Origin of the sequence: Kouleothrix sp. (assembly GCF_046328425.1) — a bacterium.
GTDB lineage: Bacteria > Chloroflexota > Chloroflexia > Chloroflexales > Roseiflexaceae > Kouleothrix.
In genome coordinates, this window is record NZ_JAXLWP010000004.1 from 24,402 (window position 1) to 46,704 (window position 22,303).

19 protein-coding genes are annotated in these 22,303 nt (G+C 66.8%); 10 read left to right on the top strand and 9 right to left on the bottom strand.

Features of this window, described 5'->3' with window-relative positions; translation table 11 throughout:
- Positions 1-329 precede the first annotated feature (329 nt).
- Genes U0177_RS02985 through U0177_RS03000 form a run of 4 tightly spaced genes read right to left on the bottom strand, consistent with a single transcriptional unit; the run spans position 330 to position 4,805 of the window.
- On the bottom strand, positions 330-2,198 hold the full coding sequence (locus tag U0177_RS02985) for a hypothetical protein (RefSeq protein WP_409569102.1): 1,869 nt from the start codon (positions 2,196-2,198) through the stop codon (positions 330-332).
- Positions 2,192-2,959, bottom strand: coding sequence for a PP2C family protein-serine/threonine phosphatase (locus U0177_RS02990; RefSeq protein ID WP_409569103.1), 768 nt, complete (start codon positions 2,957-2,959; stop codon positions 2,192-2,194). Before U0177_RS02990 ends, U0177_RS02985 begins: the two co-directional genes overlap by 7 nt.
- A 33-nt stretch (positions 2,960-2,992) precedes the next feature.
- Positions 2,993-3,991, bottom strand: a complete 999-nt coding sequence (gene hisG / locus U0177_RS02995) for an ATP phosphoribosyltransferase (RefSeq protein ID WP_409569104.1) — start codon at positions 3,989-3,991, stop codon at positions 2,993-2,995.
- A gap of 10 nt (positions 3,992-4,001) precedes the next feature.
- Entirely contained in the window at positions 4,002-4,805 is an 804-nt protein-coding gene (locus U0177_RS03000) for a creatininase family protein (RefSeq protein WP_409569105.1), read from the bottom strand.
- Positions 4,806-4,947: 142 nt separating this feature from the next.
- Here U0177_RS03000 and U0177_RS03005 point away from each other — a divergent pair, with 142 nt between their 5' ends.
- Positions 4,948-6,045 (top strand): hypothetical protein, encoded by a 1,098-nt coding sequence (locus U0177_RS03005; protein ID WP_409569106.1) that lies wholly within the window; start codon positions 4,948-4,950, stop codon positions 6,043-6,045.
- A gap of 59 nt (positions 6,046-6,104) precedes the next feature.
- On the opposite strand, the gene U0177_RS03010 is transcribed toward U0177_RS03005, so the two are convergent.
- The 3 genes from U0177_RS03010 to U0177_RS03020 all read right to left on the bottom strand — a co-directional run bounded on the left by U0177_RS03010 (position 6,105) and on the right by U0177_RS03020 (position 9,585).
- On the bottom strand, positions 6,105-8,102 hold the full coding sequence (locus tag U0177_RS03010; protein ID WP_409569107.1) for a hypothetical protein: 1,998 nt from the start codon (positions 8,100-8,102) through the stop codon (positions 6,105-6,107).
- A 19-nt stretch (positions 8,103-8,121) separates the two neighbouring features.
- Positions 8,122-8,511 carry a hypothetical protein gene (locus U0177_RS03015; protein WP_409569108.1) on the bottom strand — a complete coding sequence of 130 codons (390 nt, stop codon included), beginning with the start codon at positions 8,509-8,511 and terminating at the stop codon, positions 8,122-8,124.
- Between the two features lie 318 nt (positions 8,512-8,829).
- Positions 8,830-9,585 (bottom strand): RNA polymerase sigma factor, encoded by a 756-nt coding sequence (locus U0177_RS03020; protein WP_409569109.1) that lies wholly within the window; start codon positions 9,583-9,585, stop codon positions 8,830-8,832.
- Between the two features lie 498 nt (positions 9,586-10,083).
- Between U0177_RS03020 and U0177_RS03025 the strand changes: the two genes are divergently transcribed.
- From U0177_RS03025 to U0177_RS03040, 4 genes are all read left to right on the top strand, one after another.
- Positions 10,084-11,097, top strand: a complete 1,014-nt coding sequence (locus U0177_RS03025) for an inositol monophosphatase (protein ID WP_409569110.1) — start codon at positions 10,084-10,086, stop codon at positions 11,095-11,097.
- A gap of 18 nt (positions 11,098-11,115) precedes the next feature.
- Positions 11,116-12,999 (top strand): histidine kinase N-terminal 7TM domain-containing protein, encoded by a 1,884-nt coding sequence (locus tag U0177_RS03030; RefSeq protein WP_409569111.1) that lies wholly within the window; start codon positions 11,116-11,118, stop codon positions 12,997-12,999.
- 51 nt (positions 13,000-13,050) lie between these two features.
- The gene (locus U0177_RS03035) at positions 13,051-14,961 is read left to right on the top strand and encodes a B12-binding domain-containing radical SAM protein (protein WP_409569112.1); all 1,911 of its coding nucleotides are present in this window, start codon (positions 13,051-13,053) and stop codon (positions 14,959-14,961) included.
- 260 nt (positions 14,962-15,221) lie between these two features.
- Complete coding sequence (locus U0177_RS03040) at positions 15,222-15,845, top strand: GNAT family N-acetyltransferase (protein ID WP_409569113.1); 624 nt, start codon at positions 15,222-15,224, stop codon at positions 15,843-15,845.
- Between the two features lie 305 nt (positions 15,846-16,150).
- Here U0177_RS03040 and groL read toward each other — a convergent pair whose 3' ends face one another.
- Both groL and groES read right to left on the bottom strand, forming a co-directional pair.
- Positions 16,151-17,785: a chaperonin GroEL gene (gene groL, locus U0177_RS03045; RefSeq protein ID WP_409569114.1), complete on the bottom strand. Its 1,635-nt coding sequence runs from the start codon at positions 17,783-17,785 to the stop codon at positions 16,151-16,153.
- A gap of 130 nt (positions 17,786-17,915) precedes the next feature.
- A complete protein-coding gene (groES, locus tag U0177_RS03050) occupies positions 17,916-18,221 on the bottom strand; it encodes a co-chaperone GroES (protein WP_409569115.1) in 306 nt (101 codons plus the stop codon).
- A gap of 341 nt (positions 18,222-18,562) precedes the next feature.
- On the opposite strand from groES, the gene infC reads away from it, so the two are divergent.
- The 5 genes from infC to pheS all read left to right on the top strand — a co-directional run bounded on the left by infC (position 18,563) and on the right by pheS (position 22,215).
- The gene (infC, locus tag U0177_RS03055) at positions 18,563-19,153 is read left to right on the top strand and encodes a translation initiation factor IF-3 (protein WP_409569116.1); all 591 of its coding nucleotides are present in this window, start codon (positions 18,563-18,565) and stop codon (positions 19,151-19,153) included.
- Positions 19,154-19,156: 3 nt separating this feature from the next.
- A complete protein-coding gene (gene rpmI, locus U0177_RS03060; protein WP_409569117.1) occupies positions 19,157-19,369 on the top strand; it encodes a 50S ribosomal protein L35 in 213 nt (70 codons plus the stop codon).
- A 77-nt stretch (positions 19,370-19,446) separates the two neighbouring features.
- Positions 19,447-19,800, top strand: coding sequence for a 50S ribosomal protein L20 (rplT, locus tag U0177_RS03065; protein WP_409569118.1), 354 nt, complete (start codon positions 19,447-19,449; stop codon positions 19,798-19,800).
- A 49-nt stretch (positions 19,801-19,849) separates the two neighbouring features.
- Positions 19,850-20,638: a TrmH family RNA methyltransferase gene (locus U0177_RS03070; RefSeq protein WP_409569119.1), complete on the top strand. Its 789-nt coding sequence runs from the start codon at positions 19,850-19,852 to the stop codon at positions 20,636-20,638.
- Between the two features lie 536 nt (positions 20,639-21,174).
- Positions 21,175-22,215, top strand: a complete 1,041-nt coding sequence (gene pheS / locus U0177_RS03075; protein WP_409569120.1) for a phenylalanine--tRNA ligase subunit alpha — start codon at positions 21,175-21,177, stop codon at positions 22,213-22,215.
- Positions 22,216-22,303 lie beyond the last annotated feature (88 nt).

Consider the following 22,303-nt stretch of genomic DNA (forward strand, 5'->3'; position numbering starts at 1 on the left):
CCGTACCCCCTACGCGCCAAACGCGGCCCCTAGGCACCTGCGCCTTGAGGCCGCGTTTGTTTGATACGCTTTCGCTTGATCACGTATAGATTGTGTTGCACAACGTGGCTTCGCCACGTTGTCCAACACAATAAGAATAGGAGTTAGGCACTTGCGTGTTTCCTCACAGTACGGAATTGAGCCTGCGGCAGCATGGTACTTGCTCATCTTCTGTGTCCATTTTCCGCGCTCCGCGCGGAAAATGGACACGATATGGAGATAGAGTACCGCAGTGTCAGTCATCAAGCGAATTTGGTATAAGAGCCAGGCAGAAGCTACCCGCAGCTGCCCTATGGCGCGCTCGTTGGCGCAGGCGCGTTGGTGGCAGGCGCGGGTGTGGTGGTAATGGGCGCGCTGGTGGGCGCAGCAAGCGGCCGCGGGCGATCGGGCAGCGAGCCGCGTAGCAGCTGGCCGCCATTCACCAGGTACAAGATCGGGCGCGTGCCGCTGGTATCGACGAACATGCTCGTGAGCTGCTCGAGCTGGTAGGGGCTATCGGGCCGCGCGCGGATCTGCTGGAGCAGCGCGCCGGTCTTTTTGTCGATCTCGACGATGCGCTGGTCGAAGTCGATCAGAAAGATCGATCCGCCCTCGGGATCGCCAGTGACAAACATGCCCGCCGGCGTAGTCAGCGGCGGCGTGATCCCCTGCGGCGTTATCTCGCGCGCGAACGCGCCAGCGCTGAACACCAGGATGTGGCCGTCCGGCTTGAGCAGGTACACATCGCCGTCGATCGCGAGGTCGAGGCCGCTCTCGGTGCGCTGCCCGCCAAAATCCTTGATCCACGGGTCGGGGAACTGGCCGTAGTTGCCGCTGATATACTTCTGAAGCTGGTCGGAAGCCTCGCCAGCGCCCCAGATGTACAGGTTGCCGCCGTAGTTCACGGCGCGGAAACGCTCGCTAACGCGCCCCCATGTCTCGCTGCCGGCCAGCGTATTGTAGCCCCAGCCGTCGCCATTGCGGAAATAAAAGGTAAATGGACCAGCCTCGCCGCTCTGGGCAACCGCCACGATATTATCCTCACGCCAGGCCTGCGCCTTCACCTTACCCACCACGGTGGGGCCGACCGCATCTTGCGGCCGCAGCATTGGATCGAGCGGGCCACCGCCACGCGGCATGCGGTAGAGCACGCCGGCGTTCGAGTCGAGCAGGTAGATGCTGGCGAACGCGGCGGTGTTGGTGATGCCCTGTGGCGGCGGCGGCACCACCACGCTGCTGAACAGGCCGGCCTGTAGCGGGTGCTGGGCGATCAGCGTCAGGTCATCGAAATACGTGAGCTTCTGGATGGCGGCCTGCGTGCGCTCGTACTCGCGCTCGAGCTCATCGTAGCGCTGGCGGCTATCGAGCGTGGCGGTGATCGCGCCCGAGCTGCGCACGTCGGCCAGCGCCACCGAGGCAGCGTCGAGCAGCCGCTGTGCCGATTGTTCATCGGCGCCGCGCAGGGCTGCCACGGCGGTTGCGGCGCGGCCAAGCGTGTCGTCGGCGCGGCGCTGGGCGATCTCGCGCGAAAGGTTCACGCCGTAGAGTACGGCTGCGGCCACCACCAGGATCAGCACCAAGAACCACTGCCAGGGAAACGGCGGCGCCTGGCGGCGGTACGAGAGCCCGCTGCCGCGGCGGGGCAGCGCGCGCGGCGGCGGGCGGCGCAGGCGCCTGCGCCGGTTCATGCCGCTGACGGTGCCGGCGAGCTTGGCGAATGGCGCCGCCGCCCACTCGCCCAGCGTCGGCGCCGAGCCGGGTGTGGTACTGCGGCCGCCATACGAGCGGCCAAGCGTGGCCATGCCAGGCGTATCGCTCAGGTCGATCCGCTGCTCGGCGCGCGCCGAGACATCATACTCTTCTTCGCCGAGCAGGCGCGAAGGTGGCGGCTCCTCGCTGGCCTCGCGCACAGGCGGCGCGCCCAGCCGGCCGCGGCGCTCGCGGCGCTCGTGCGCGATGCGCTCGTCGAGGCTTTCGCCAAGGTCGAGTGGATCGGGGCGCGGCGCGGGTTCGGGGGCGGGCGGATCGTCGGGAGGCTCAGACAGCCGCTCGAACGAGCGGCGCTCGCCGGCCTGGCGCGCCTCGGCCCTACGCCGTTGGTCGCGCGCGCCGCGCAGCAGCAGCGCGGCATCGCCGCTGAGGCGCTCGGCCAGGCCGCGCGCGCGGCGCAGCATCAGCATGCCGCGCTCGGTTGCACGCCGGCACGGCTCAGCGGCTCGGCCTCGGCGGCCGGGCTGAGCACCGGCCGGATCATTGCGACCAGCCCGTGGGCCTCGCCGATCTCGTTTTCGGCGCAATGCTGGCCCAGCGCGGCCGCAATATCGGCGGGAGTAGCCGCGCGCAGCATGCGCACCGCCTGGGGGCCTTCGAACAGCGGCGCCAGGTTGCTGGTGCTCAGCAGTAGCACGTCGCCCGGATTCAACACCGCGCGGTAGAACTCGGGCTCAACCGAGAGGCTGGCGCCGACCGCACCAGACGCGAGCCCGGCCAGCGTGCCGGCTGCCGGCAGCGGCGGCAGGCCACGCAGCCGCGTTCCGGCCAGTACGTAGGCCTGCGCCGGGCGCACCTGGGCCACGTACAGATCATTGCCCTTGATCACCGCGCAGCTAATGCCCACCACGGCGCGCTTGGCGGGCGGCGCGCTGAAGTTCTGCTCGTACAGCGCCTTGTTGGCCGCGCTGATTGCCTTGCGCAGCGCCGAGGTGACACTATACGAGCTATCGTCGTAGAACAGGCGGCGGATGGTTTGCAGCACCAGCTGGCTGGCATCGCGCCCGCGCGCAGCATCGGAGCCAATTTCGGCGACAATATACAGCCGGCCTTTACGCGCCTCGGGGGCAAATAGCCCGGCAGGCGCGGCCTCGAGCACCATGTCGCTGCTGGGGCGATAGATGCCGCTGATCAGGCCAAACTGGCTCGACTGCGCTTCGAACGGGGGCATGGCTTTCTTCTCGCATCCGTGACCGAGCGCAAATTATACCACTTCGAGCGCGGCCAGCAGGCGTTCGTAGGCGTCGCAGCGCGCGTCGAATACGTACTGTGCCGGAACTACCGCCAGCGCGCCGCCGCCTAGCTGGCGCAGGTGATCGACCAGCGGCAGCACTCGATCGTGTGGCACAAACAGCGTGACGGTATACCAGCCGTCGCCCGCACCCGAGTACACCGGCGCCACCGTCGGCCCTTGCATGCCGGCGAACTCGGGCCGGGTTGCCACGCGCTGGCCCACCTCTTCGGCCGATGCGCCGGCGATATTGGCGGTGACCTGCACGTAGTTGCGGCCGCGCCGACGCGCCTCGACGAGCTCGAGGATCGTGCGCACCATGGCTATGCGCGCCGGGTGGCTGCGCAGGCTGCGGCGGCTGCCCACAAGGCAGGCCTGCGAGCGCAGCAGCGGCCCGCCGACGATCTTCAGCTGATTGTCGCGCAGCGTCGTGCCGGTGGAGGTGATGTCGGCGACCATGTCGGCGTAGCCCAGGCCGGGCGCGGCCTCGGTGGCGCCTTGCGAGTCGATCAGGCGAAAATAGTTGATCCCATGAGCGTAGCAGAAGCGCCGCAGCAGCGCCGGGTACTTGGTGGCGATCCGCAGCGTGCGGCCCTCGGCGTGCAGTTCCACCGCCAGGTCGGCCAGGTCGTGCCACGAGCTTACGTCGATCCAAGCTTCAGGCACCGCCACCACCAGCTCGCAGCGGCCGAAGCCCAGGTCGTCGTACAGCACAAGCAGATCCTCGCGGTCGCCGCGCAGCTCCTCTACCAGGTCGAGGCCGCTAACGCCGATGTCGATCTCGCCGGCCGCGACCTTCTCGATGATATCGGGGGCGCGGTGCAGCAGCACCTCGGCATTGGGCAGCGCGCGCATGCCGGCGGTGTAGCGGCGCGGGTTCGGGCGGCTGATCTTCAGGCCGCAGCTCTCGAAAAACGCCAGCGTGTCGTCGTAGAGGCTGCCCTTGGAGGGGATCGCGAAGCGCAGTGTCATGTCTCGGCTCTCAACTCTTCACTCGTTTCTCCCCCCACCACATCGCGATCGCCTCCTCCCACGACCCGCGAAAGTAGCGGTCGACGTAGGCCTGGTAGCTGGCGCGGCGGCGCGCGTACAGCTCGCGCAGCACCGACGGCCCGCCGTGCTGCATGAGCGACTGCACGCCCACAGCGATGCGCTCGGTCGCCAGCTTCAGCGCCGACTCGCCCTGGCCGGCGGTCGCGCGCCGCGGGTCGGCGCCGAGCACCGCGCTGGTGGACGGGTCGAGCGGCGCGGGCGCGAGCGCCGTCAGATCGACCAGCTTTGGGCGCAGCGCCAGCATCAACGCCGTCTCCCAGTGGGCCGCGTGGTCGAGCATAGTTTCGTCGACGAGCGCAAGCGGCGGTATGGCCAGCACCAGCAGGCCGTGCTGGGCCATGGCGTGCTCGGCGGCGTCGATCAGCACCAGCTCGTGGCCCTCGGCGTAGTGGCCGCTGATCACCACCACCATATGAAAGCCGGCGCGCGCCAGCTCGGCGAAGACGCCATCCCACAGCGCCTGGATCACCTCGCTCTGGATCGAGAGCGAGAAGCGGTGTGGCAGCGTGGTGATCGCCCACCACGTTGGCGGCAGCAGCACGCCGCCGGTGCGCTGCACTACGCGCTCGGCCAGCGCCTCGGCGGCAATGCCTTCCAGGCCAAACGGCAGGTGCGACCCATGCCATTCGAGCGCGCCCCAAGGAACATATGCAATCGGCGCCGCGGCGACGATGCGATCGAGATCGGCGGGGCGCAGCTCGGCGTAGCGGCCCCAGGGTGCTGTGTCTGTCATATGCGTCAGCCATTCGCGCGAGCGATAATCATCCCCGCCGCCGATGGCGGGTGTATTATAACGTACGATCGCCGTTAGCAGATTCGCCGCATATGGTACACTGCTCGGTATTATCTTCACGCATAGCAAAGGCCAGGCAGCATTGGCGACCGAACACGATCTTCTCGACGACCAGCCAGCGCCGGGCGACCAGCCGCGCCTGGTTTTCGCCACCGAGCTCGATGGCCCGGCGCTGCTGCGGGCGCTGCGGCGGCCGGGCGTGCTGGATCGCCTGGCGTCGCAGGGATGGGCGGTGGCGCTGCTGCTGCCCGCGCTCGACGACGCGCGCGCCGAGGCCGTGCGGCTGCTGAATGAGCACGGCGTTGGCGCGATCGCTAGCTTGTGCCTGCCGCCCGCCGAGGGCTTCGCCTTCAATTTGCTGAACTACCCGCGCGCGTTCGAGTGCTACGGCGCGTTTCATAGCTGGGCGCGCGCACACGGCCTGCGCTTCGAGGCGGTGGGCCTGAGCATCGAGCCGCCGCTCGAAGACATAGCGCCAGATGCGCGGCCCGGCGCGCTGCGCATGCCGCGCGCCCTGCTGCGCCGGCTGTGGCTGGCGCGCGAGAATATTCTCTACCCGTCGGCGCAGACGGCCTACGCCGAGCTGATCGTGGCGATACACCTGGATGGCTACGAGGTGTATACCTACCAGATGCCGGTGATCGCCGACGACCGCCGCGCCGGCACCAGCCTGATCCAGCGCGCGCTCGATATCGTCGACCTGCCATCCGATGTCGACGTACTGATGTGCTCGAGCAGCGCGCCGATTGACCTGCTGGGCAACGACCTGGGTGGCGCGCTGATCGCCAGCTACGGCGCCAGCGCCGACGCGATCGGCGTTGGCAGCGTTGGCGACGGCGAGCCCGGCACCGAGGGCCACGCGCCGCTGCCCTGGCCGGCGCTACGCCGCGACCTGCTGCTGGCGGCCGAGCACACCGACACGATCTATGTGTATTCGCTCGAAGATTGTGTGGGGCGCAACTTGCTGCCCCAGCTGGAGCAATTGGATTGGAGCGCCCGAAGCCGCGCAACGCTGCGCGGACGGCTGCTGATCGGGATGCTGCGCGGCGGCATCTTTGCGGTGCTGGTGCTGGCGCGCTTTGGCCTCGGCGCGCTGGCGTGGTCGGGCTGGGTGCTGGCAATCGCGCTCTGGCTGCGCGCGCGCCAGCGAGGGCCGCGCGAGATCGGCCAGGAAAAGTAGCCGGTGCCACGCGCCAGGGGGCCAGGGAATGCATTCTCCCCGGCGTGTCTGCTCGGGGATCAGTGCAGGTAGGTGTAGATCTGCACGATCCAGTAGTCGACGCCATTCCATAGCAAAAAGCCAAACACGCCGATCGCCACCAGCCGTCCCGCGCGGCCACGCGCCCACAGCCGCGCCAGCGCCGGGCCGGCGCCCAGGCACAGCGCCGGGTAGAGAAACGCCTGCCAGCGTACGCCCTGGCTTGCGAATAGCAGCAGGCCAAGCGACAGCAGCGTGCCGCCCCACCAGGCCATCAGCAGCGCGCCAATCGTCGGGCGCGGCCACGGGTATGCCCAGTGCTGCGGCCGAAACGCCACCAGCGCGGCGCCAGCAGCGCCTAGCGCCACAATCAGCGGGTGCAGCCGCAGCACTGCGGTCAAGTTCAGCTCGTTGGCCAAGCGCTGCGCAAGCGCGAAGTGCGCAGCGTCGGCCGGCGGCCTGGCGCCAACCCGCGACATCAGCACGTCGGCCAGCGGCGCGTAGTACACCAGCGCGACAAGGCCGCCGGCCAGCAGGCCCGCCAGCGTGAGCGCGCGCGTCGCCCGGCGCGTCGCCGGCCGCACCAGCCATACCAGCCCCAGGTAGCCCATCAGGCACACCAGCGAAATCGTGACGCCGAGGTGCCCGAGCAGTGCCAGCGCCAGCAGCACGGCCAGCCCGGCGAACACGCGCGGCTCGGCCAGGCGGCGCGCGCTGAGCGCGGCATAGGCCAGCAGCGGCAGCGCCAGCGCCTGGCCAAACACATTCGCGAACTCGCCCACCGATAGCGATTTGAGCATCGGCGGCGGCAGCACGTACAGCGCCGCGCCCAGCAGCGCCGTGCGCTCGGGGTAGCCGCCGCGCCGCAGCAGGTACCAGATCAGGCCCACGGCCAGACTATCGGCCAGCGCGTTGCCGATCTTTTCCAGCGCGGTCAGCGCATCGCGCCCAGGCACGAGCAGCAGCTGAAATGGCGCCAGCACAATGTACTGGCCCGGCGGGTAGGGCGCCTGGCCGCCGCCCGACTCCGACGGCAGCCCCTCGGTGAAGAGCACCTTGCCCTGCACAAGCTCGATCAGATTATTGGTGTTCAGGCCGGCGTCGCTGAAGATTGCATAGGGGTGCAGCATGCCCGCCAGCCGCGCCGCGAGCGCCAGCGCCACCAGCGCCATTACCAGCGGCTGGCCGGCGTGCCCGCCAGGCAGCGTCGCCGCGAGCACGCGCCGGTTCGCCAAGTCGCCGAGTAGCCCCAAAGCATAGCAGCCCGCCAAAATCGCCGGCAGCTGCGGCGTGGCCAGCGTCAGCGCCATGCGCGCGAACATCAGCAGCAGCGCTGCACTCGCCGCAAGGCCGACCGCGAGCGCCAGCGCGCCGCGCGGGCCAAGCGCCAGCCGCCGCGCCAGCATGTACGCCAGCGCCAGCGCCAGCGCCAGCAGGCCCACCTGGCGTGGCGCCGGCAGGTACGGCCCGCCAGTCGGCTCGAGCTTCAGCTGGAACAGCACCATGCCGAGGGTGCGCGGGTCGGCCGGGGCGTCGAGCGGCCGGGTGTCGAGGCGCAGGCGCAGATCGCCGGCCGCATCGGTTTCGGCCGCCAGGTAGTAGCGCTGAACCCCGCCGCCGATCGCCAGCTCGGTGGTGCTGAAGCCGTCGCTCCAGCGGCTGGCGGTCGGCCGGCCGTCGGGCCGCCCGCTCGAGGCGCGGATCGCCACCCGCCAGCGGCTGCCGCCCACACCAGGCAGCACGATCATCGAGCGATCCTGCGTCCAGCGGTATGGCGTCACCTGGGGCTCGGCCGAGCGATCGGGCGGCTCGGGGTCGTTGAAATCGCGCAGAAACGGCGCGTCGTGCTTCTGGCTCAGGCTGCCCTGATCGCCGCCAATATCGAGCTGATAGCTGAATGGCGCCTGGTACGCCAGTGCCCACGCCAGCAGCCCGGCCGCCAGCGCGGCCCACAGCTGCCGCTCGCGCAGAAAGCCGAGCAGCGCACGCGCCTCGGCTATCGCCCAGCCGGCGATACCGGCAGACAAGTCAACGCTCAAAACTCATTTCTCAGAACTGCTAGCGCCGCTCCCAGCCAATGATAATCGCTCCCAGCACTACGATCACCGCGCCCACCAGGCGGTTGGCGCTGATCTGCTCGCCGATCACAAAGCGCGCCGGCAGCAGCGCTACTACGTAGCTGAGCGCCAGCAGCGGGTAGGCGAACGAGAAGTCGGCACGTGAGATCACTCCAAGCCAGAACAATGCACCGCTGAAGATCAGCACGAAGCCCAGCACTACGCGCCACTCGGTGAAGGTTCGCAGCAGCACCGGCAGGCTGGCCGAGAACGCGCCAACATCGTCGCGCACGACGTTCATGCCGAGCTTCAGCAGCACCTCGCCGGTGACAGTCAGGCCGATCGCGATAAATAGCAGCGCGTAGATCAACATATTTCGTCTCGCAGTCATTCCACCATAGCAATCTGCTTGCAAGAGCGGCGCGGCCGCTCGGCGAATCGTCGGTATGCGGCCGTGCCGGCGAGTATTCGCCGGGCGCATAGTCGCCCTATTGTAGCACTAGTCGGCAGTTGCCTTGTCGCTATGGCGGGCCGCGCCAGGGTGTTGCTATAGTCCGGCGCTATCCGATCGTGCTTTTGGGCGTGTGCGGTTTTTCCGCGCTCCGCGCGGAAAACCGCTAGCGCAAGTTCTTTTCTTACGACGATGCCCTGCCCGGCGAAGCCAGGCAGGGCATCGTAGTAAAAAAGCGATCAAACGGATCTGGTATCACTATGCGGCATAGCCGCTCAGGCCGCGAAGGGTGGTGTTGCGGCTCAGGCGGCTGAGCACATTGCGCTTCACGTTATACACGTCGTTGATGCAGCCGAACAGGTCGGGCCGCCGGTCGTAGATCTCGCCGGGCTTCAGCCCCAGCACAAACGACCCGATCACCACGGCGCGCTCGGCGTCGTCATTCAGCAGGCCTTCGATCTCGCGCCAGAACTCGCCGCGCTCCACCCGCTCGAGCGCCTGCTCATCGGGCGAGACCTGGGGTGTCTGGCCGGGGGGCAGATCATCGTCCGAGACCATCTCGGCCCACGACTGGGTGCGCACGCTGTCGATCACCACCGAGCTAGTGCACAGCTGCAGGTAGTGCAGCAGCGCAGCCAGCGTCGGGAATGTCGCGAAGCGCTCGGGCGACATCGCGCGCCAGAACTTGGTGAATGCCGCGCCCACAAAGAACTCGCTGCTCTCGCCACAGCCCGCAAACGCGCCACTGCGGCGCACCCAGCTCTCGACGAGCGGGGCATAGTGCAGAAACACATACTCCCAGGCGTGCTCATCGCGCTCGGTCAGCGCGCGTCGGAATAGCTCGTAGGCGAAGCGCGTGTCGTGGGGCCGGCCGCGGTAGAAATGCTCGCTCTCGGCGGCGCTGCGCTGGGCCAGTGCCGAAAGCGTCAGGGTGCGTGGGTCGATTGCGGCAGCCGCCTGGAGCCGTTCGCTGGCGCAGTGCGATAGCTTGGTGGTTGCGTTCAATGTCATCATCGCGGTCTCCTTTTCGCTCGTGGGTTTGCGCTGGTCGCGCAGAACATATTTCTGCGCACAGCATAGCAAAGCCGCACTGCGGTATTAATGCGGCGCCACTGCGGTGAGACTGCGGTAGTCGTTCGAGGGTAGTGTGCGGCAGGCTAGCCGCTGTTCGGCGGGTGCCGCGAGGAGGGCCGAGGTGAGCTTGTTTACAAGATCTTAACGTTGACCATGAAGAGTTTTCGCATAAACTCGTCTATGCTATACTTAAAATAGCATCCCGCATCAGCGCTCAGGTGCCTTCTGGCGTCTCTACCTGCGGATGCACCTGGTTGAGCTACCGGAATGGCGCGCCCTCTCGCGCGCCGGCGGGGTGTGGCCAAGTACGGCTTTGCAAAAGTTCGGTGCAAGTGATCAGGGGCAGCCGCCAACGACACTGCCGGCTCGCTCACGACGAATGTCCGTCGATAGGTGCTCGTAGTCGTAGCTACGGCATTGATGGGGTGCTCTGATACCATGATTCGTAATCAGGCCAGGCTGCTCGCGCGCCTGCGCGCCATCCACGCGGCAATCCGCGATACAGTGGTGGCCGCCTGCGAGCGCACGGCAATCGAGCAGCTTGCCGAGGTTGTGGCCGACGAGGCCGGCGATACGATTTTTGCGATCGACCGCGTCTCGGAGGCTACGCTGCTCCAGCACTTCGGCGATCTCGCTCGCGATTGGTCGTTTACGCTCACGGCCGAAGGGCTGGGCGAAAGCGGCCAGCTGACGCTGCCCACTAGCTTCGAGCCCGAGCGCGCTGAGCTGCAGATCATCGTCGACCCTATCGACGGCACGCGCGGCCTGATGTATCAGAAGCGCAGCGCCTGGATCCTTACCGGCGTCGCGCCAAACCGCGGCCCCGATACCACCCTCGCCGACATCGAGCTGGCGATCATGACCGAGATCCCGCTGCTGAAGCAGCACCTGTGCGACACCCTGTGGGCCAGCAGCGCGGGCGTCGGCGGCGAGCGCCTGAACCGGCTGAACGGCAATACCCAGCCGCTCAGCCTGCGGCCCTCGCGCGCCACCACGATCGCTCAGGGCTACGGCGGGATCTCGCGCTTCTTCCCTGGGCCGCGCGCCGAGCTGGCCGCGATCGACGAGGCCCTGGTGTGGCGCGTGCTAGGCCCCGCGCCGGCCGGGCGCGCGCTGGCGTTCGAAGACCAATACATCAGCACCGGCGGCCAACTCTACGAGCTGATCATGGGCCACGATCGCTGGATCGCCGACCTGCGCCCGCTGGTCGACCCGCTGCTGATCAGCCGCGGGCACGCGCCGGGCCTGTGCGCGCACCCCTACGATCTGTGCACCGAGCTGGTCGCGCGCGCGGCTGGCGTGGTCGTCACCGACGAGCGCGGCGCGCGCCTGGCCGCCCCGCTCGACGTCACGAGCAACGCCGCGTGGGTCGGCTACGCCAACACCGCGATCCAAGCGCAAATCGAGCCAGTGCTGCGCGCAGTGCTATACGAGCATAATTTGCTGCCATAGTGGCTATTTCAAGCTATCATGAGCCTGTATCTCATATTTCAACTTTTGCTGGCTCTGGCCACTGCCACGACAATAAGCCTGATGCTGTATGCGCTGCGCCACCGCCAGGTGGTGGGGGCGCTGCCATTTCTGCTGTTTCTGGCCGGCGCAAGCATCTACTCAGTAGGCTACATGGCCGAGCTGGCCTCGCCCAGCCTCGCTACCAAGATCTACTGGGATAACCTGCAATTCAGCGGAACCGACATCGTCGCCGCAGGGCTGATGGCGTTCGGGCTGGCGTATACCCGCCGCGATGCGCTGCTGCACCGCGCAACCCTGCCGCTGCTGATCGAGCCGCTCGCGAACACGCTGATGGTCTGGAGCGACGCGACGCACCACCTGGTGCGCCAGCAGCCGCAGCTCGATCGCGCGGGCGCATTCCCGGCGCTGGTGTACGGCTACGGGCCGTGGATGTGGGGCTCGCTGGCCTATACCTACGCGCTGATCGTCTCGGCGCTGGTGCTGCTGATCATCGAGGTCGGGCGCGCGCAGCGGCTGTATCAGCGCCAGGTGCTGATGATCGTATTTGGGCTGTCGATCCCACTGCTCGGCTCGCTGCTGACGATCTCGGGCAGCGTGCCGATCCCCGACATGGCCTCGCTCGACCTTACGCCGATCACGTTTGCGCTGGCCAGCCCGATCGCCGCCTGGAGCGTATTTCGCTACCGGCTGCTCGGCCTGGCCCCGGTGGCGCGCCATCGCGTCGTCGAGCAGATGGCCGACCGGGTGCTCGTGCTCGATATGGACGATTGCATCGTCGATCTCAACCCGGCGGCGCGCACGATCGTCGGCGAGTGGCCTGGCGGGGTGATTGGGCGGCCGGTCGGCCAGGTGCTGAGCCAGTGGCTCGGCCTGTTCAAACGCTACCAATCGGCCACGTCAGTGCGCGAAGAGGTCGCGCTGATGTATCAGGGCAGGTGGATCTACCTGGATCTGCAGATCTCGGTGCTTTGCGACGATCACAGCCAGCCGATCGGCCGGCTGATCGTCTGGCGCGACATCACCGATCGCAAGCGCGCCGAGCTTGCGCTGCTGGCGCAGAAGCAGCAGCTCGAACACCAGACGCTGGCACTCCAGCAGGCCAAAGAGGCCGCCGAGGCAGCCAGCCGCGCGAAGAGCACCTTTCTCTCGGCCATGAGCCACGAGCTGCGCACGCCGCTCACGGCGATTCTGGGCTACACCGAGCTGATCGAGCTCGGGCTGGCCGAGCAGCAGCTCGGCGAGATCACCCAGGATATCGGGCGCATCAAAACATCCGGCCTCCACCTGCTCGACCTGATCAATAGCATCCTTGAGTTTTCGAAGATCGAGGCTGGCAAAGTACCGCTCGACCTCAAGACGTTCGATGTGGCCGAGCTGGTGGGCGAGATTGTCGCGCTGATGCGCCCGATGATCGAGCAGCAGTCCAATCGCTTCGAGGTGACGGTGCCGCCGCAGCTTGGCGCGATGCACGCCGACCCGCTACGCGTGCGCCAGGTGCTGTTCAACCTGCTTTCGAACGCGGCCAAGTTCACGAGCGCCGGCACTGTCTCGCTGCGGGTCATGCGCTACGCGCCCGAGCCGGCCATCGCCGAGCATTCAGGCGAGGCCCGCTTTGCGTTCGAGGTGGTCGATACCGGCATTGGTATAGCCGAAGCGCAGCTGCTGGGCTTGTTTCAAGAGTTTGTGCAGGGCGATATGTCGCCGTCGCGCCAGCATGGCGGCACGGGCCTGGGGTTGGCGCTCAGCCGTAAGCTGTGCCGGCTCATGGGCGGCGATATCAGCGTCGCCAGCACGCCAGGTGTCGGATCAACGTTTATTGCGTGGCTGCCGGCCCACGTCGTTGCCCCCCAGCTGGCCGAGGGCTTGTCCGCCACTACATAGCTGCTCGCGCGGTGTGCTATCATGGCCCCGGCACAAACTGGGGGCATTCTCGTGAAGCCTAAACTCCGTGTACTGCTGGTGCAGCTACCCGTTCCAAACAACCCAGGCTTGAATACGCCGCTGGCGGCGGGCTACCTCAAGGCGTTCGCCTACGCGCAGGGCCTGGGCAGCCGGTTCGAGATCGAGCTGCTGCCGCGCGCCCTGGCCGACCACGCCGGCGACGCGCTGCTAGAGGACGCAATCGCCGCGCGCGAGCCCGATATCGTCGGGGTGTCGCTGTATACCTGGAACAGCGAGCGCAGCCTGGGCATCATCGAGCGCGTCAAGCGGCGCCTGCCGAGCGTACGCGTGGTGGTCGGCGGGCCCGAGGTGCAAAACGATAACCGCTGGGTGCTCGAGCACCCCGCAGTCGACGTGGCGGTGATCGGCGAGGGCGAGCAAACGTTCGCCGAGCTGCTGCGCCACTGGGGCGACGACGGCGGCCCATTCATCCCGCTGGTAGGCGCCGCCGAAAGCCCGCTGGCGGCAATTCACGGCATCGCGTACCGCTGGCACGGCGCTACGCACTTCACCGCCGAGCGCGCGGCGCTGAGCGACCTGGCGGCGATACCCTCGCCATACCTTGCCGGCTACCTGGGCCTCCCGCGCGACGGCACGCTGATGATCGAGATATCGCGCTGGTGTCCGTACGCCTGCAGCTTCTGCCTGTATGGTAGAAACATGGGCCCGCGGCTCGGCAGCCGCTACTTTGGCCTGGAGCGCGTGCTCGCCGAGATCGCCTGGGGGCGCGAGCAGGGTATCCGGCGCGTACATTTCGTCGAAGCCAACCTCAACCTTGTGCCGCTGTTCTGGCCGCTGATGCGCGCGCTCGCCGAGCTCAACCGCGACCGCCAGATGACCTTCTACGCCGAGCTGCGCGGCGAGCACCTGACCGACGAAGTGGTTGCGGCGCTCGACCGGGCCAATGTGCGCTATGTCGAAGTCGGCCTGCAGACGGCGAATCTCGCCGCGCTGAAGGCCAGCCACCGGCGCACCGACCTGCAAAAATGGGCGGCCGGCACCCGCCGGCTGTACGAGCACGGCATCGAGGTGTACCTCGACGTCATCCTTGGCCTGCCTGCCGACGACGCGGCCGGCGTCGCCGAGACGCTCGATTTCATCAGGCGCGAGGCGCTCGGCACCTACGATATCTTCACGCTGCAGGTGCTGCCCGGCACTGCGGTGCGCCAGGCATCCGCCGAGTATGGGCTGCGCTTCCAGGATCGGCCGCCCTACTACGTGCTGGCGACAAGCACGTTCGGCTTCGGCGACCTGCGGCGGCTGCGCCGGCAGCTCAAGCACGGCGCCAACCTGCCACCCGACGCGGTGGAGGGCATGCCCGAGCCACGCCACGACGCGCTTGTGCGGCGCCAGGAGCCGGCCGCCGACAGCCCCACCTCTCAGATCTGGCTGTGCCCGCCCGCGCCTCACGGCGGCCAGCTGATCCATCGGCTTGCGGCACACGTCGACGTGGTGCTGCGCGCCGCTGATCGCGCCGCGCACACGCCACTCCTGGCGGCCGCGATCGTGGCCAACCCATTTTCGGTATTCGACGTGTATATTCACTATGATGCAGAAACGCCACTCAACGCGCCCGAGCAGCTGCGGCAGTGGCGCGCGGCATTGCCATTTCAGGCCAGCTACCTCGACCGGGTGGCGGTGTACAGCGGCGGCGACGCGGCTGCAGCATACGCCCGCGTAAGCCCAAGGCTCTGGCTGGTGCTGCCCTGGTCGGCGCAGGCCGAGCCGGCCGCATATGCCAGCGTCGCCGAGATCATCTGGCAGTACACTCTGGCCGAGGGCGAAGAGCCGCCGCTTGGCGCGTGGGCCGCGGCCGGCGGCGCGGGCGTGTGGCTACCCGGCGGCACGGCGCTCGATCGCGCATCGTGGGGCATCCTCGGCGGCGTGCCGATCTGGGGCTAGGATCAATCCCTTTTACGGTGGGCATAAGGCGCTTGCCACAAAGACACACAGTCGCGAATGCGCGCTGCAGCCGCATAATCTTTGCGTGTTTGTGGCTTAGGATTTACGCAGTTGCCTTGTTCGGCTCCCTCGATCGGGCGCTTTGCCTGCGGCAGCGTTGTGTGCGGTTTTCCGCGCTCCGCTCTGCCTTCGGCAGTGTGCACGAACTGCGTAAGACCTAGTGGCTATCTGAAACATATTGGGGCTAGAATAGAGGCTCGATGTCAGGCGCGCGGCCCATCCTCATAGCCATACCCGATACATTTTCCGGCCCGCGCGTGGCGGCCCGATGCTACGCCGAGGCCGATGCCGGCGCGCTCCTCGCGCTGGTAAACGCGGCGCTGCCCGCGCTAAGCGCCTGGCTGCCAGGGTTTGCGCGCCCGTGGGCGCTCGACGACGCGCACAGCCATATTCGGCACAGCCAGGCGCGCTGGGCGCTGCGCGAGGCGTTCCAATGCGGCCTGTTCCTGCGCGAAACCGGCGCGCTGATCGGCGACATGCGCCTGCGCCCCACCGACTGGTCGATCCCGGCGTTTGATATAGCTTACTGGCTGGAGCCTTCCGCCCAGGGCCAGGGCTATGCCAGCGAAGCCGTGCGGTTGGCCACGCGCGTAGCATTCGAACAGCTTGACGCGCAGCGCGTGGCGATCTGCTGCGAGCCACGCAACACCCGCAGCCGCGGCGTCGCCGAGCGGCTGGGCTATCTCTACGAGGGCTGCCTGCGCAACCAGGCGCGCGCCGCCGACGGCGGGCTAGCCGATTTGCTGGTGTTCGCCCTGACGCCGGCCGACTACCGGCGCGCCAGCGCCAGCTGGCCCGATGCCGAGCCACCAGCGCGTGAGTAACCTACACGGTATACCAGACGCAGAAACGGCTGCCTTTCGGCAGCCGGGGGAAGAGTGAGGGCGACGTGCAGATATTGGAGGCCTTTATCAGCTCGTCAATGACCGTCGCAATCATTAACTTGTTCTGTCGCTATTAAAGCACAATGCGTGCCACGGCACATCGTCGGCGCGAACGATCCGGTGCTACGCCGGTGGACGTAGAGAGCCTACGCCTTTGGGCGCGGCCGGTGTGGTTGCGCTCCAACAACAAGCCAGGGGCGCCGCTCGCGAGCGGCGCCCCTGGCAGTTAGGTTCGCTGAGCGATCCTAGAAGTCCATCCCGCCGCCGCCCGGCATCGGCGGGGCCGGCTTATCCTCAGGGATGTCCGTGATCAGCGCCTCGGTGGTGAGCAGCAGGCCCGCGATCGAAACCGCGTTCTGCACTGCACTCCGCGTCACCTTCACCGGGTCGACCACGCCCTGCTCCAGCATGCTGCCGAACTCGCCGGTCAGCACGTTGTAGCCGTAGCTCGTGTCGCCCTTCTCCTTCTGGTGGCGGCGCACGGTATCGATGATCACCGAGCCGTCCTCGCCCGCGTTGCGGGCCAGCGTGCGCATCGGCTCCTCGAGCGCGCGGCGCAGGATCTGCACGCCGAAGCGCTCGTCGTCGTTGGCCGGCTGCACGCGCTCGAGCGCGCCCAGCGCGTTGATCAGCGCCACGCCGCCGCCCGGCACAATGCCTTCCTCGACGGCCGCCCGCGCGGTCGAGAGCGCGTCCTCGACGCGATGCTTCTTTTCTTTCTGCTCGGGCTCGGTGGCGCCGCCGACCTTCAGCACTGCCACGCCGCCGGCCAGCTTGGCCAGCCGCTCCTGCAGCTTCTCGCGGTCGAAGTCCGACGTCGTCGTTTCGATCTGCGCGCGGATCTGCTCGATCCGGGCGCGGATGGCCCGGTCGTCGCCGCGGCCCTCGACAAACGTGGTGTTGTCTTTGTCGGCCACCACCTTACGAGCGCGGCCCAGATCGTCAGCCGTCGCGCTGTCGAGCTTGCGGCCGATCTCCTCGGAGATCACCGTGCCGCCGGTCAGGATGGCGATGTCCTGCAGCATGGCCTTGCGGCGGTCGCCGAAGCCCGGCGCCTTGATCGCCAGCGCGTTGATCGTGCCGCGCAGCTTGTTCACCACCAGCGTCGCCAGCGCCTCGCCGTCGACATCCTCGGCAATAATCACCAGGTTCTTGGTGACCTGCAGCACCTTCTCGAGCACCGGCAGGATCTCGTTGATCGCCGAGATCTTCTTGTCGGTGATCAGGATGTACGGCTCCTCGAGCTCGGCCTCCATGCGCTCCTGGTTGGTGGCGAAGTAGGCCGAGATATAGCCACGGTCGATCTGCATGCCCTCGGTGTATTCCTTCTCGAAGGCGATGCCCTTGCTCTCCTCGACCGTGATCACGCCGTCTTTGCCGACCTTCTCCATCACCTCGGCGATCAGGTCGCCGATCTCGCTGTCGGCGGCCGAGATCGTCGCGACGTGCGCGATGTCGGCGCGGTCGCGCACCGGCTTGGCCAGGCTCTTCAGCTCGGCTACCAGCGCCTCGGCGCCCTTGTCCAGCCCGCGCTTGATCAGCATCGGGTTGGCACCGGCGGCGACAACCTTGAGGCCCTCGGTGACGATCGCCTGGGCCAGCACGGTGGCGGTGGTGGTGCCATCGCCGGCCACATCGTTGGTCTTGGTGGCCACCTCGACCAGCAAGCGCGCGCCCATGTTCTCAAACGGATCCTTGAGCTCGATCTCCTTGGCGACGGTGACGCCGTCGTGGGTGACGGTCGGGGCGCCGAACTTCTTGTCGATCGCGACGTTGCGGCCGCGCGGGCCGAGCGTGGTCTTGACCGCGTCGGCAACAATGTCGACGCCGCGCTTGAGCGAGCGCCGGGCCTCTTCGTTGAAATGCAGCTGCTTCGGCATATGCTTGGAAATCCTCCCTATGTTCAAAATACAAGCCAGGGGTCAGAAATCAAGAGTCAGAAGCGATCGGAGCACGGCAGGCGCCCCGCCGAACTCTCCAATGTGCGCCGTTCTGGCTGCTTGTTTCTCGCTACTCCTGGATGATACCCAGAATGTCTTTCTCGCTCAGGATGAGGTACTCGACGTCGTCGATCTTGTACTCGGTGCCGCTGTACTTGGCAAACAGCACCTTGTCGCCGGCCTTGACGTTCATGGGCACGCGCTTGCCATTGTCGTCGAGGCGGCCCTCGCCAACCGACAGAACCGTGCCTTCCATCGGGCGCTCTTTGCTGGCGGTGTCGGGCAGGTAGATACCGCCCTTGGTCTTCTCTTCGCGATCCGCTGGCTTAACCACGACGCGGTCGCCGAGCGGCCGGATGCGAAAGTCGGCTGCCATACTTCCTATACCTCCTTGGCCTTGCTACACAACCAAATTGCTCTACGACGGGGCGGCGCGCCGCAGCGGCTCTGCCCCTGGCGATAGATGAAAGCGGTTAGCACTCATGAACAACGAGTGCTAACCGCCCTTATAGTAAACAAAGAAATTGGATTTGTCAAGAGCATTTTAGCACTCATCACCCGAGTCTGCAAAAGTTGACGAAACAGCGGCCAGATGCTATACTACCGCACTGACCTCGCCTTCGTGGCGGTTAGGTTTTTGTTGTCTAATGGCTAGCCAGAAGGAGCCCTCCTATTAGAGATCGGTTTCGCGTAAATAACCGCATCCGTGCACCACAGGTGCGCCTGATCGACGAACAGGGCGCGCAGCTGGGGATTGTCTCGCTGCGCGAGGCGCTGGCGCTGGCCGAGCAGCGCGGCCTGGATCTGATGGAAGTCGCGCCCAATGCCGTCCCGCCAGTCTGCCGGATTGTGGACTATGGCAAATTCCGCTACGAGCAGACCAAAAAGGATCGCGAGGCGCGCAAGAATCAAAAGCAGGCCGAGCTGAAGGAAGTGCGCCTGAAGCCAAAAACCGACGATCACGATCTCGATGTGAAGGCGAAACAGGCGCGCAAATTTCTGCTTGCCGGCGACAAAGTGAAATTCACGGTGCGGTTCCGCGGGCGCGAGATCTTTCACCCCGACATCGGGCGCGAGATGCTCGAGCAGATGGCCGAGGATCTGCGCGATGTCGCGACGGTCGAGCAGAAGCCGCTGATGGAGGGCCGCGCGCTCTCGCTGCTGCTGGCGCCAAACGCCAAGGCCAAGCAGCAGCGCGACAAACAGCTTGCCCAGGCGCAGCGCGAAGCCAGCGGCGCGCAGGCAGCCCGGCCGGCCGCAGCGCCGCCCGACGACGACGACGACGACGATACAGACGAAGAGGAATAGTTCATGCCCAAGATGAAAACCCACAAGGGCGCGGCCAAGCGCTTCCGCTTCACTGGCACGGGCAAGATCGTGCAGTCGCAGGGGCGCAAGGGCCACTTCCGCCGCCGCAAGGCCGGGCGCCTGCTGCAGCAGCTCGATAAGCTGAAAGAGACGCATACCGGCAACCACCGCATGGTGGGCGCCGCGCTGCCCTACGGCTCGAAGCACAGCCGCTAGGCACACCCCCGTTCGCCGCTAGCGATACCTGCGAAACGGCTTGAAGCAACGATTTTTAGAGAAAAGGCAAGCGAACCATGGCTCGTGTCAAACGTGGCGTGATGGTGCGGAAGCGCCACAGCAAACTGCTCAAAGAAGCCTCGGGCTACCAGGGTAGCCGCAGTCGGCGCATCCGCGTGGCGCGCCAGACGGTGCTGAAGGCGCTGTCGTACGCCTACCGCGACCGGCGCAACAAGAAGCGCGATTTCCGGCGCCTGTGGATCATCCGCATCAACGCGGCCGCGCGGATCAACGGCACGTCGTATAGCCGGCTGATCAACGGCATGAAACGCGCCGGTATCTCGATCGACCGCAAGATCCTGGCCGATATGGCTGTGCGCGACCCCGCCGGGTTCGCCAGCGTGGTCGAGCAGGCCACGAGCGCAGGGTAGCGCTTCAGCAGCGAGCCGCGCTCTTCGCCCTGCGCGCGGCAGATCCATTATGATCGCTAGCCCGGCAAACCCGCATGTGAAACATATCCGCTCGCTGGCCACCGACCGCAAAGATCGCCGCCGCGAGCGGATGTTTGTGCTCGAAGGTGTACGGCTGGTCGCCGACGCGCTCGCGCACGCCGGCGCGCTTGAGCTGGCGCTGTATGCGCCCGAGCAGCTGGCCCAGACCGAGGCGGGGCGCGGGCTATTGGCCCGGCTGGAAGGCCAGCGCTGGGCCCACCCGGCCAGCCCGCAGGTGGTGGCCGCCGCCGCCGAGACTGTGCAGCCACAAGGCGTGGTGGCGCTGGCGCGTTGGCCCGAGGTTGAGCCCGGCCGGCCGGGGATCATTCTGGTACTCGACGCGATCCAGGATCCCGGCAATATGGGCACGCTGCTGCGCAGCGCCGAGGCGGTGGGCGCAGCCCAGGTGCTGTGCGTGCGTGGCGCGGTCGACCTGTATAGCCCAAAGGTGGTGCGAGCCGCAATGGGCGCGCATTTCCATCTTGCGACCGAGCAAGAGCTCGGCTGGGAGCAGGTTGGCGAGCGGCTGGCCTTCGTCGATCATGTGTATGCAGCCGACATGGGCGCGAGCATGCCGTACTACGCCGCCGACTGGCGGCAGCCCGCAGCGCTGATCGTTGGCAACGAGGCGCACGGCCTGGGCGACGACGCGCGCGCGCTGGCCGGCAAGCTGATCGGCATCCCAATGCGCGGGCGCGCCGAGTCGCTCAATGCCGCTGTCGCCGGCAGCATTATCCTGTTCGAGGCGCAGCGGCAACGTATGCTCGGCAGAAGCTAGCGCTCGAGCACTGAACATAGCGCAGTGTGCTTCTATCTTCAGTGCTGAATACTCATACGACTTACGCAGCTGCGTTGTTCGGCTCGCGCAATCGGGCGCTTTTGCGTGCGGCGGCGTGGACTCAGCCATTCTGCCGAAAGCTGAGCGCGCCAGCTGGGTAAGTTCTAGCTCAATCGAATATGGCTGTGACGAAGCGAGTACGCGGGCTGAAACGATCAGAGAGCGGCGAACGAGGCTGTGATTCGCCGCCGGGAAAACCCGCCGAAGTTCCCTTCCGAGCCGAGCGGTGAGCCTTCGCAGGTGTTGAGCTGAGCTTGTAGCTACGGCCACCCAGCGCCACACTTGCGAGAAGTAGCCGCATCCGGCCGCCCACCGTTATCGGGGCCACAAGGGCACTGCCATGCGCCGCATGGCCGTGCCGAATCAGGGTGGTACCACGGGCCACGCCTCGTCCCTGGCGAGTGCGTGGCTTTTGTGTTTCCCGGCTTGCGCGGCTGGTGGTTTGGCTTATGCAGAGGCCCGCCAAAGGAGAACATATGCTAGAAGATTTAAACGAGCTTGAGGCCCAAGCGGTGCGCGCGCTGGCGAACGCAGCCAACGCCGCCGAGCTGGCCGAATGGAAGGGCGCGTACCTGGGCAAGCAAGGCGCGCTGACGCGCATGAGCAAGGGCCTGGGCGCGCTGCCGCCCGAGCAGCGCCGCGATGTTGGCGCCAAGTTCAACGCCGTGCGCCAGAAGCTCGAGCAAGCGTTTGGCGAAGCCGACGCACGCCTGAAACGCGCCGCGCGCATGGACAAGCTCGAGGCCGAGCAGATCGACGTGACCCTGCCGGGCCGCGCGCCGTCGGTTGGGCGCCTGCACCCCAGCACGATCGTCATCCGCAACGTGATCGAGACATTCGCCGAGATGGGCTTCCAGGTGTGGGACAGCCCCGAGGTTGAGACCGACGAGTTCAACTTCGGCCTGCTGAACTTCCCGCACGACCACCCGGCGCGCGACATGCAGGATACGTTCTACGTCGAGACGCCCCCCGGAGCGCCGCCGGTAGTGCTGCGCACGCACACGTCGCCCGGCCAGATCCACGCCATGCGGCGCTACGCGCCCGAGCCGCTGCGCGTGCTGCTGCCAGGCAAGTGCTACCGCATGGAGCAGGTGACCGCGCGCTCGGAAATGATGTTCCACCAGTTCGAATTCCTGATGGTGGGGCGCAACGTGACTATGGGCGACCTGAAGGGCACGCTGCACGGCATGGCCGAGCGGCTGTTCGGCCAGGGCACGCAGGTGCGCCTGCGCCCAAGCTACTTCCCATTCACCGAGCCAAGCGCCGAGCTGGACGTGACCTGCTTTTTGTGCGGCGGCAAGGGCTGCCGGATCTGCAAGTACTCCGGCTGGCTCGAGATCGGCGGGTGCGGCATGGTGCACCCGAACGTGCTGCGCAACGGCGGCTACGACCCGGCCGAGTTCAGCGGGTTCGCGGGCGGCTTCGGCCCCGAGCGCATTGGCATCCTGAAGTACGGCATCGACGACATCCGCTGGTTCTTCAGCGGCGACGAGCGCTTCCTGCAGCAGTTCGGCTAGCCGAGTTTTGAATTGTGAGTGCTGAGTTTTGAGTGACTTCTGCGGCGCTGTCTATTTGCCAGCGGCAGCATGGTACTTGCTCGCCTGT

What these genes read in the sequence shown, in the direction of transcription:
- U0177_RS02985 (WP_409569102.1), bottom strand. Translation starts at nt 2,198, where the DNA reads ATGCTGATGCTGCGCCGCGCGCGCGGCCTGGCCGAGCGCCTCAGCGGC.
- U0177_RS02990 (WP_409569103.1), bottom strand. Translation starts at nt 2,959, where the DNA reads ATGCCCCCGTTCGAAGCGCAGTCGAGCCAGTTTGGCCTGATCAGCGGC.
- hisG (WP_409569104.1), bottom strand. Translation starts at nt 3,991, where the DNA reads ATGACACTGCGCTTCGCGATCCCCTCCAAGGGCAGCCTCTACGACGAC.
- U0177_RS03000 (WP_409569105.1), bottom strand. Translation starts at nt 4,805, where the DNA reads ATGACAGACACAGCACCCTGGGGCCGCTACGCCGAGCTGCGCCCCGCC.
- U0177_RS03015 (WP_409569108.1), bottom strand. Translation starts at nt 8,511, where the DNA reads ATGACTGCGAGACGAAATATGTTGATCTACGCGCTGCTATTTATCGCG.
- U0177_RS03020 (WP_409569109.1), bottom strand. Translation starts at nt 9,585, where the DNA reads ATGATGACATTGAACGCAACCACCAAGCTATCGCACTGCGCCAGCGAA.
- U0177_RS03025 (WP_409569110.1), top strand. Translation starts at nt 10,084, where the DNA reads ATGATTCGTAATCAGGCCAGGCTGCTCGCGCGCCTGCGCGCCATCCAC.
- U0177_RS03030 (WP_409569111.1), top strand. Translation starts at nt 11,116, where the DNA reads ATGAGCCTGTATCTCATATTTCAACTTTTGCTGGCTCTGGCCACTGCC.
- U0177_RS03040 (WP_409569113.1), top strand. Translation starts at nt 15,222, where the DNA reads ATGTCAGGCGCGCGGCCCATCCTCATAGCCATACCCGATACATTTTCC.
- groL (WP_409569114.1), bottom strand. Translation starts at nt 17,785, where the DNA reads ATGCCGAAGCAGCTGCATTTCAACGAAGAGGCCCGGCGCTCGCTCAAG.
- groES (WP_409569115.1), bottom strand. Translation starts at nt 18,221, where the DNA reads ATGGCAGCCGACTTTCGCATCCGGCCGCTCGGCGACCGCGTCGTGGTT.
- rpmI (WP_409569117.1), top strand. Translation starts at nt 19,157, where the DNA reads ATGCCCAAGATGAAAACCCACAAGGGCGCGGCCAAGCGCTTCCGCTTC.
- rplT (WP_409569118.1), top strand. Translation starts at nt 19,447, where the DNA reads ATGGCTCGTGTCAAACGTGGCGTGATGGTGCGGAAGCGCCACAGCAAA.
- U0177_RS03070 (WP_409569119.1), top strand. Translation starts at nt 19,850, where the DNA reads ATGATCGCTAGCCCGGCAAACCCGCATGTGAAACATATCCGCTCGCTG.
- pheS (WP_409569120.1), top strand. Translation starts at nt 21,175, where the DNA reads ATGCTAGAAGATTTAAACGAGCTTGAGGCCCAAGCGGTGCGCGCGCTG.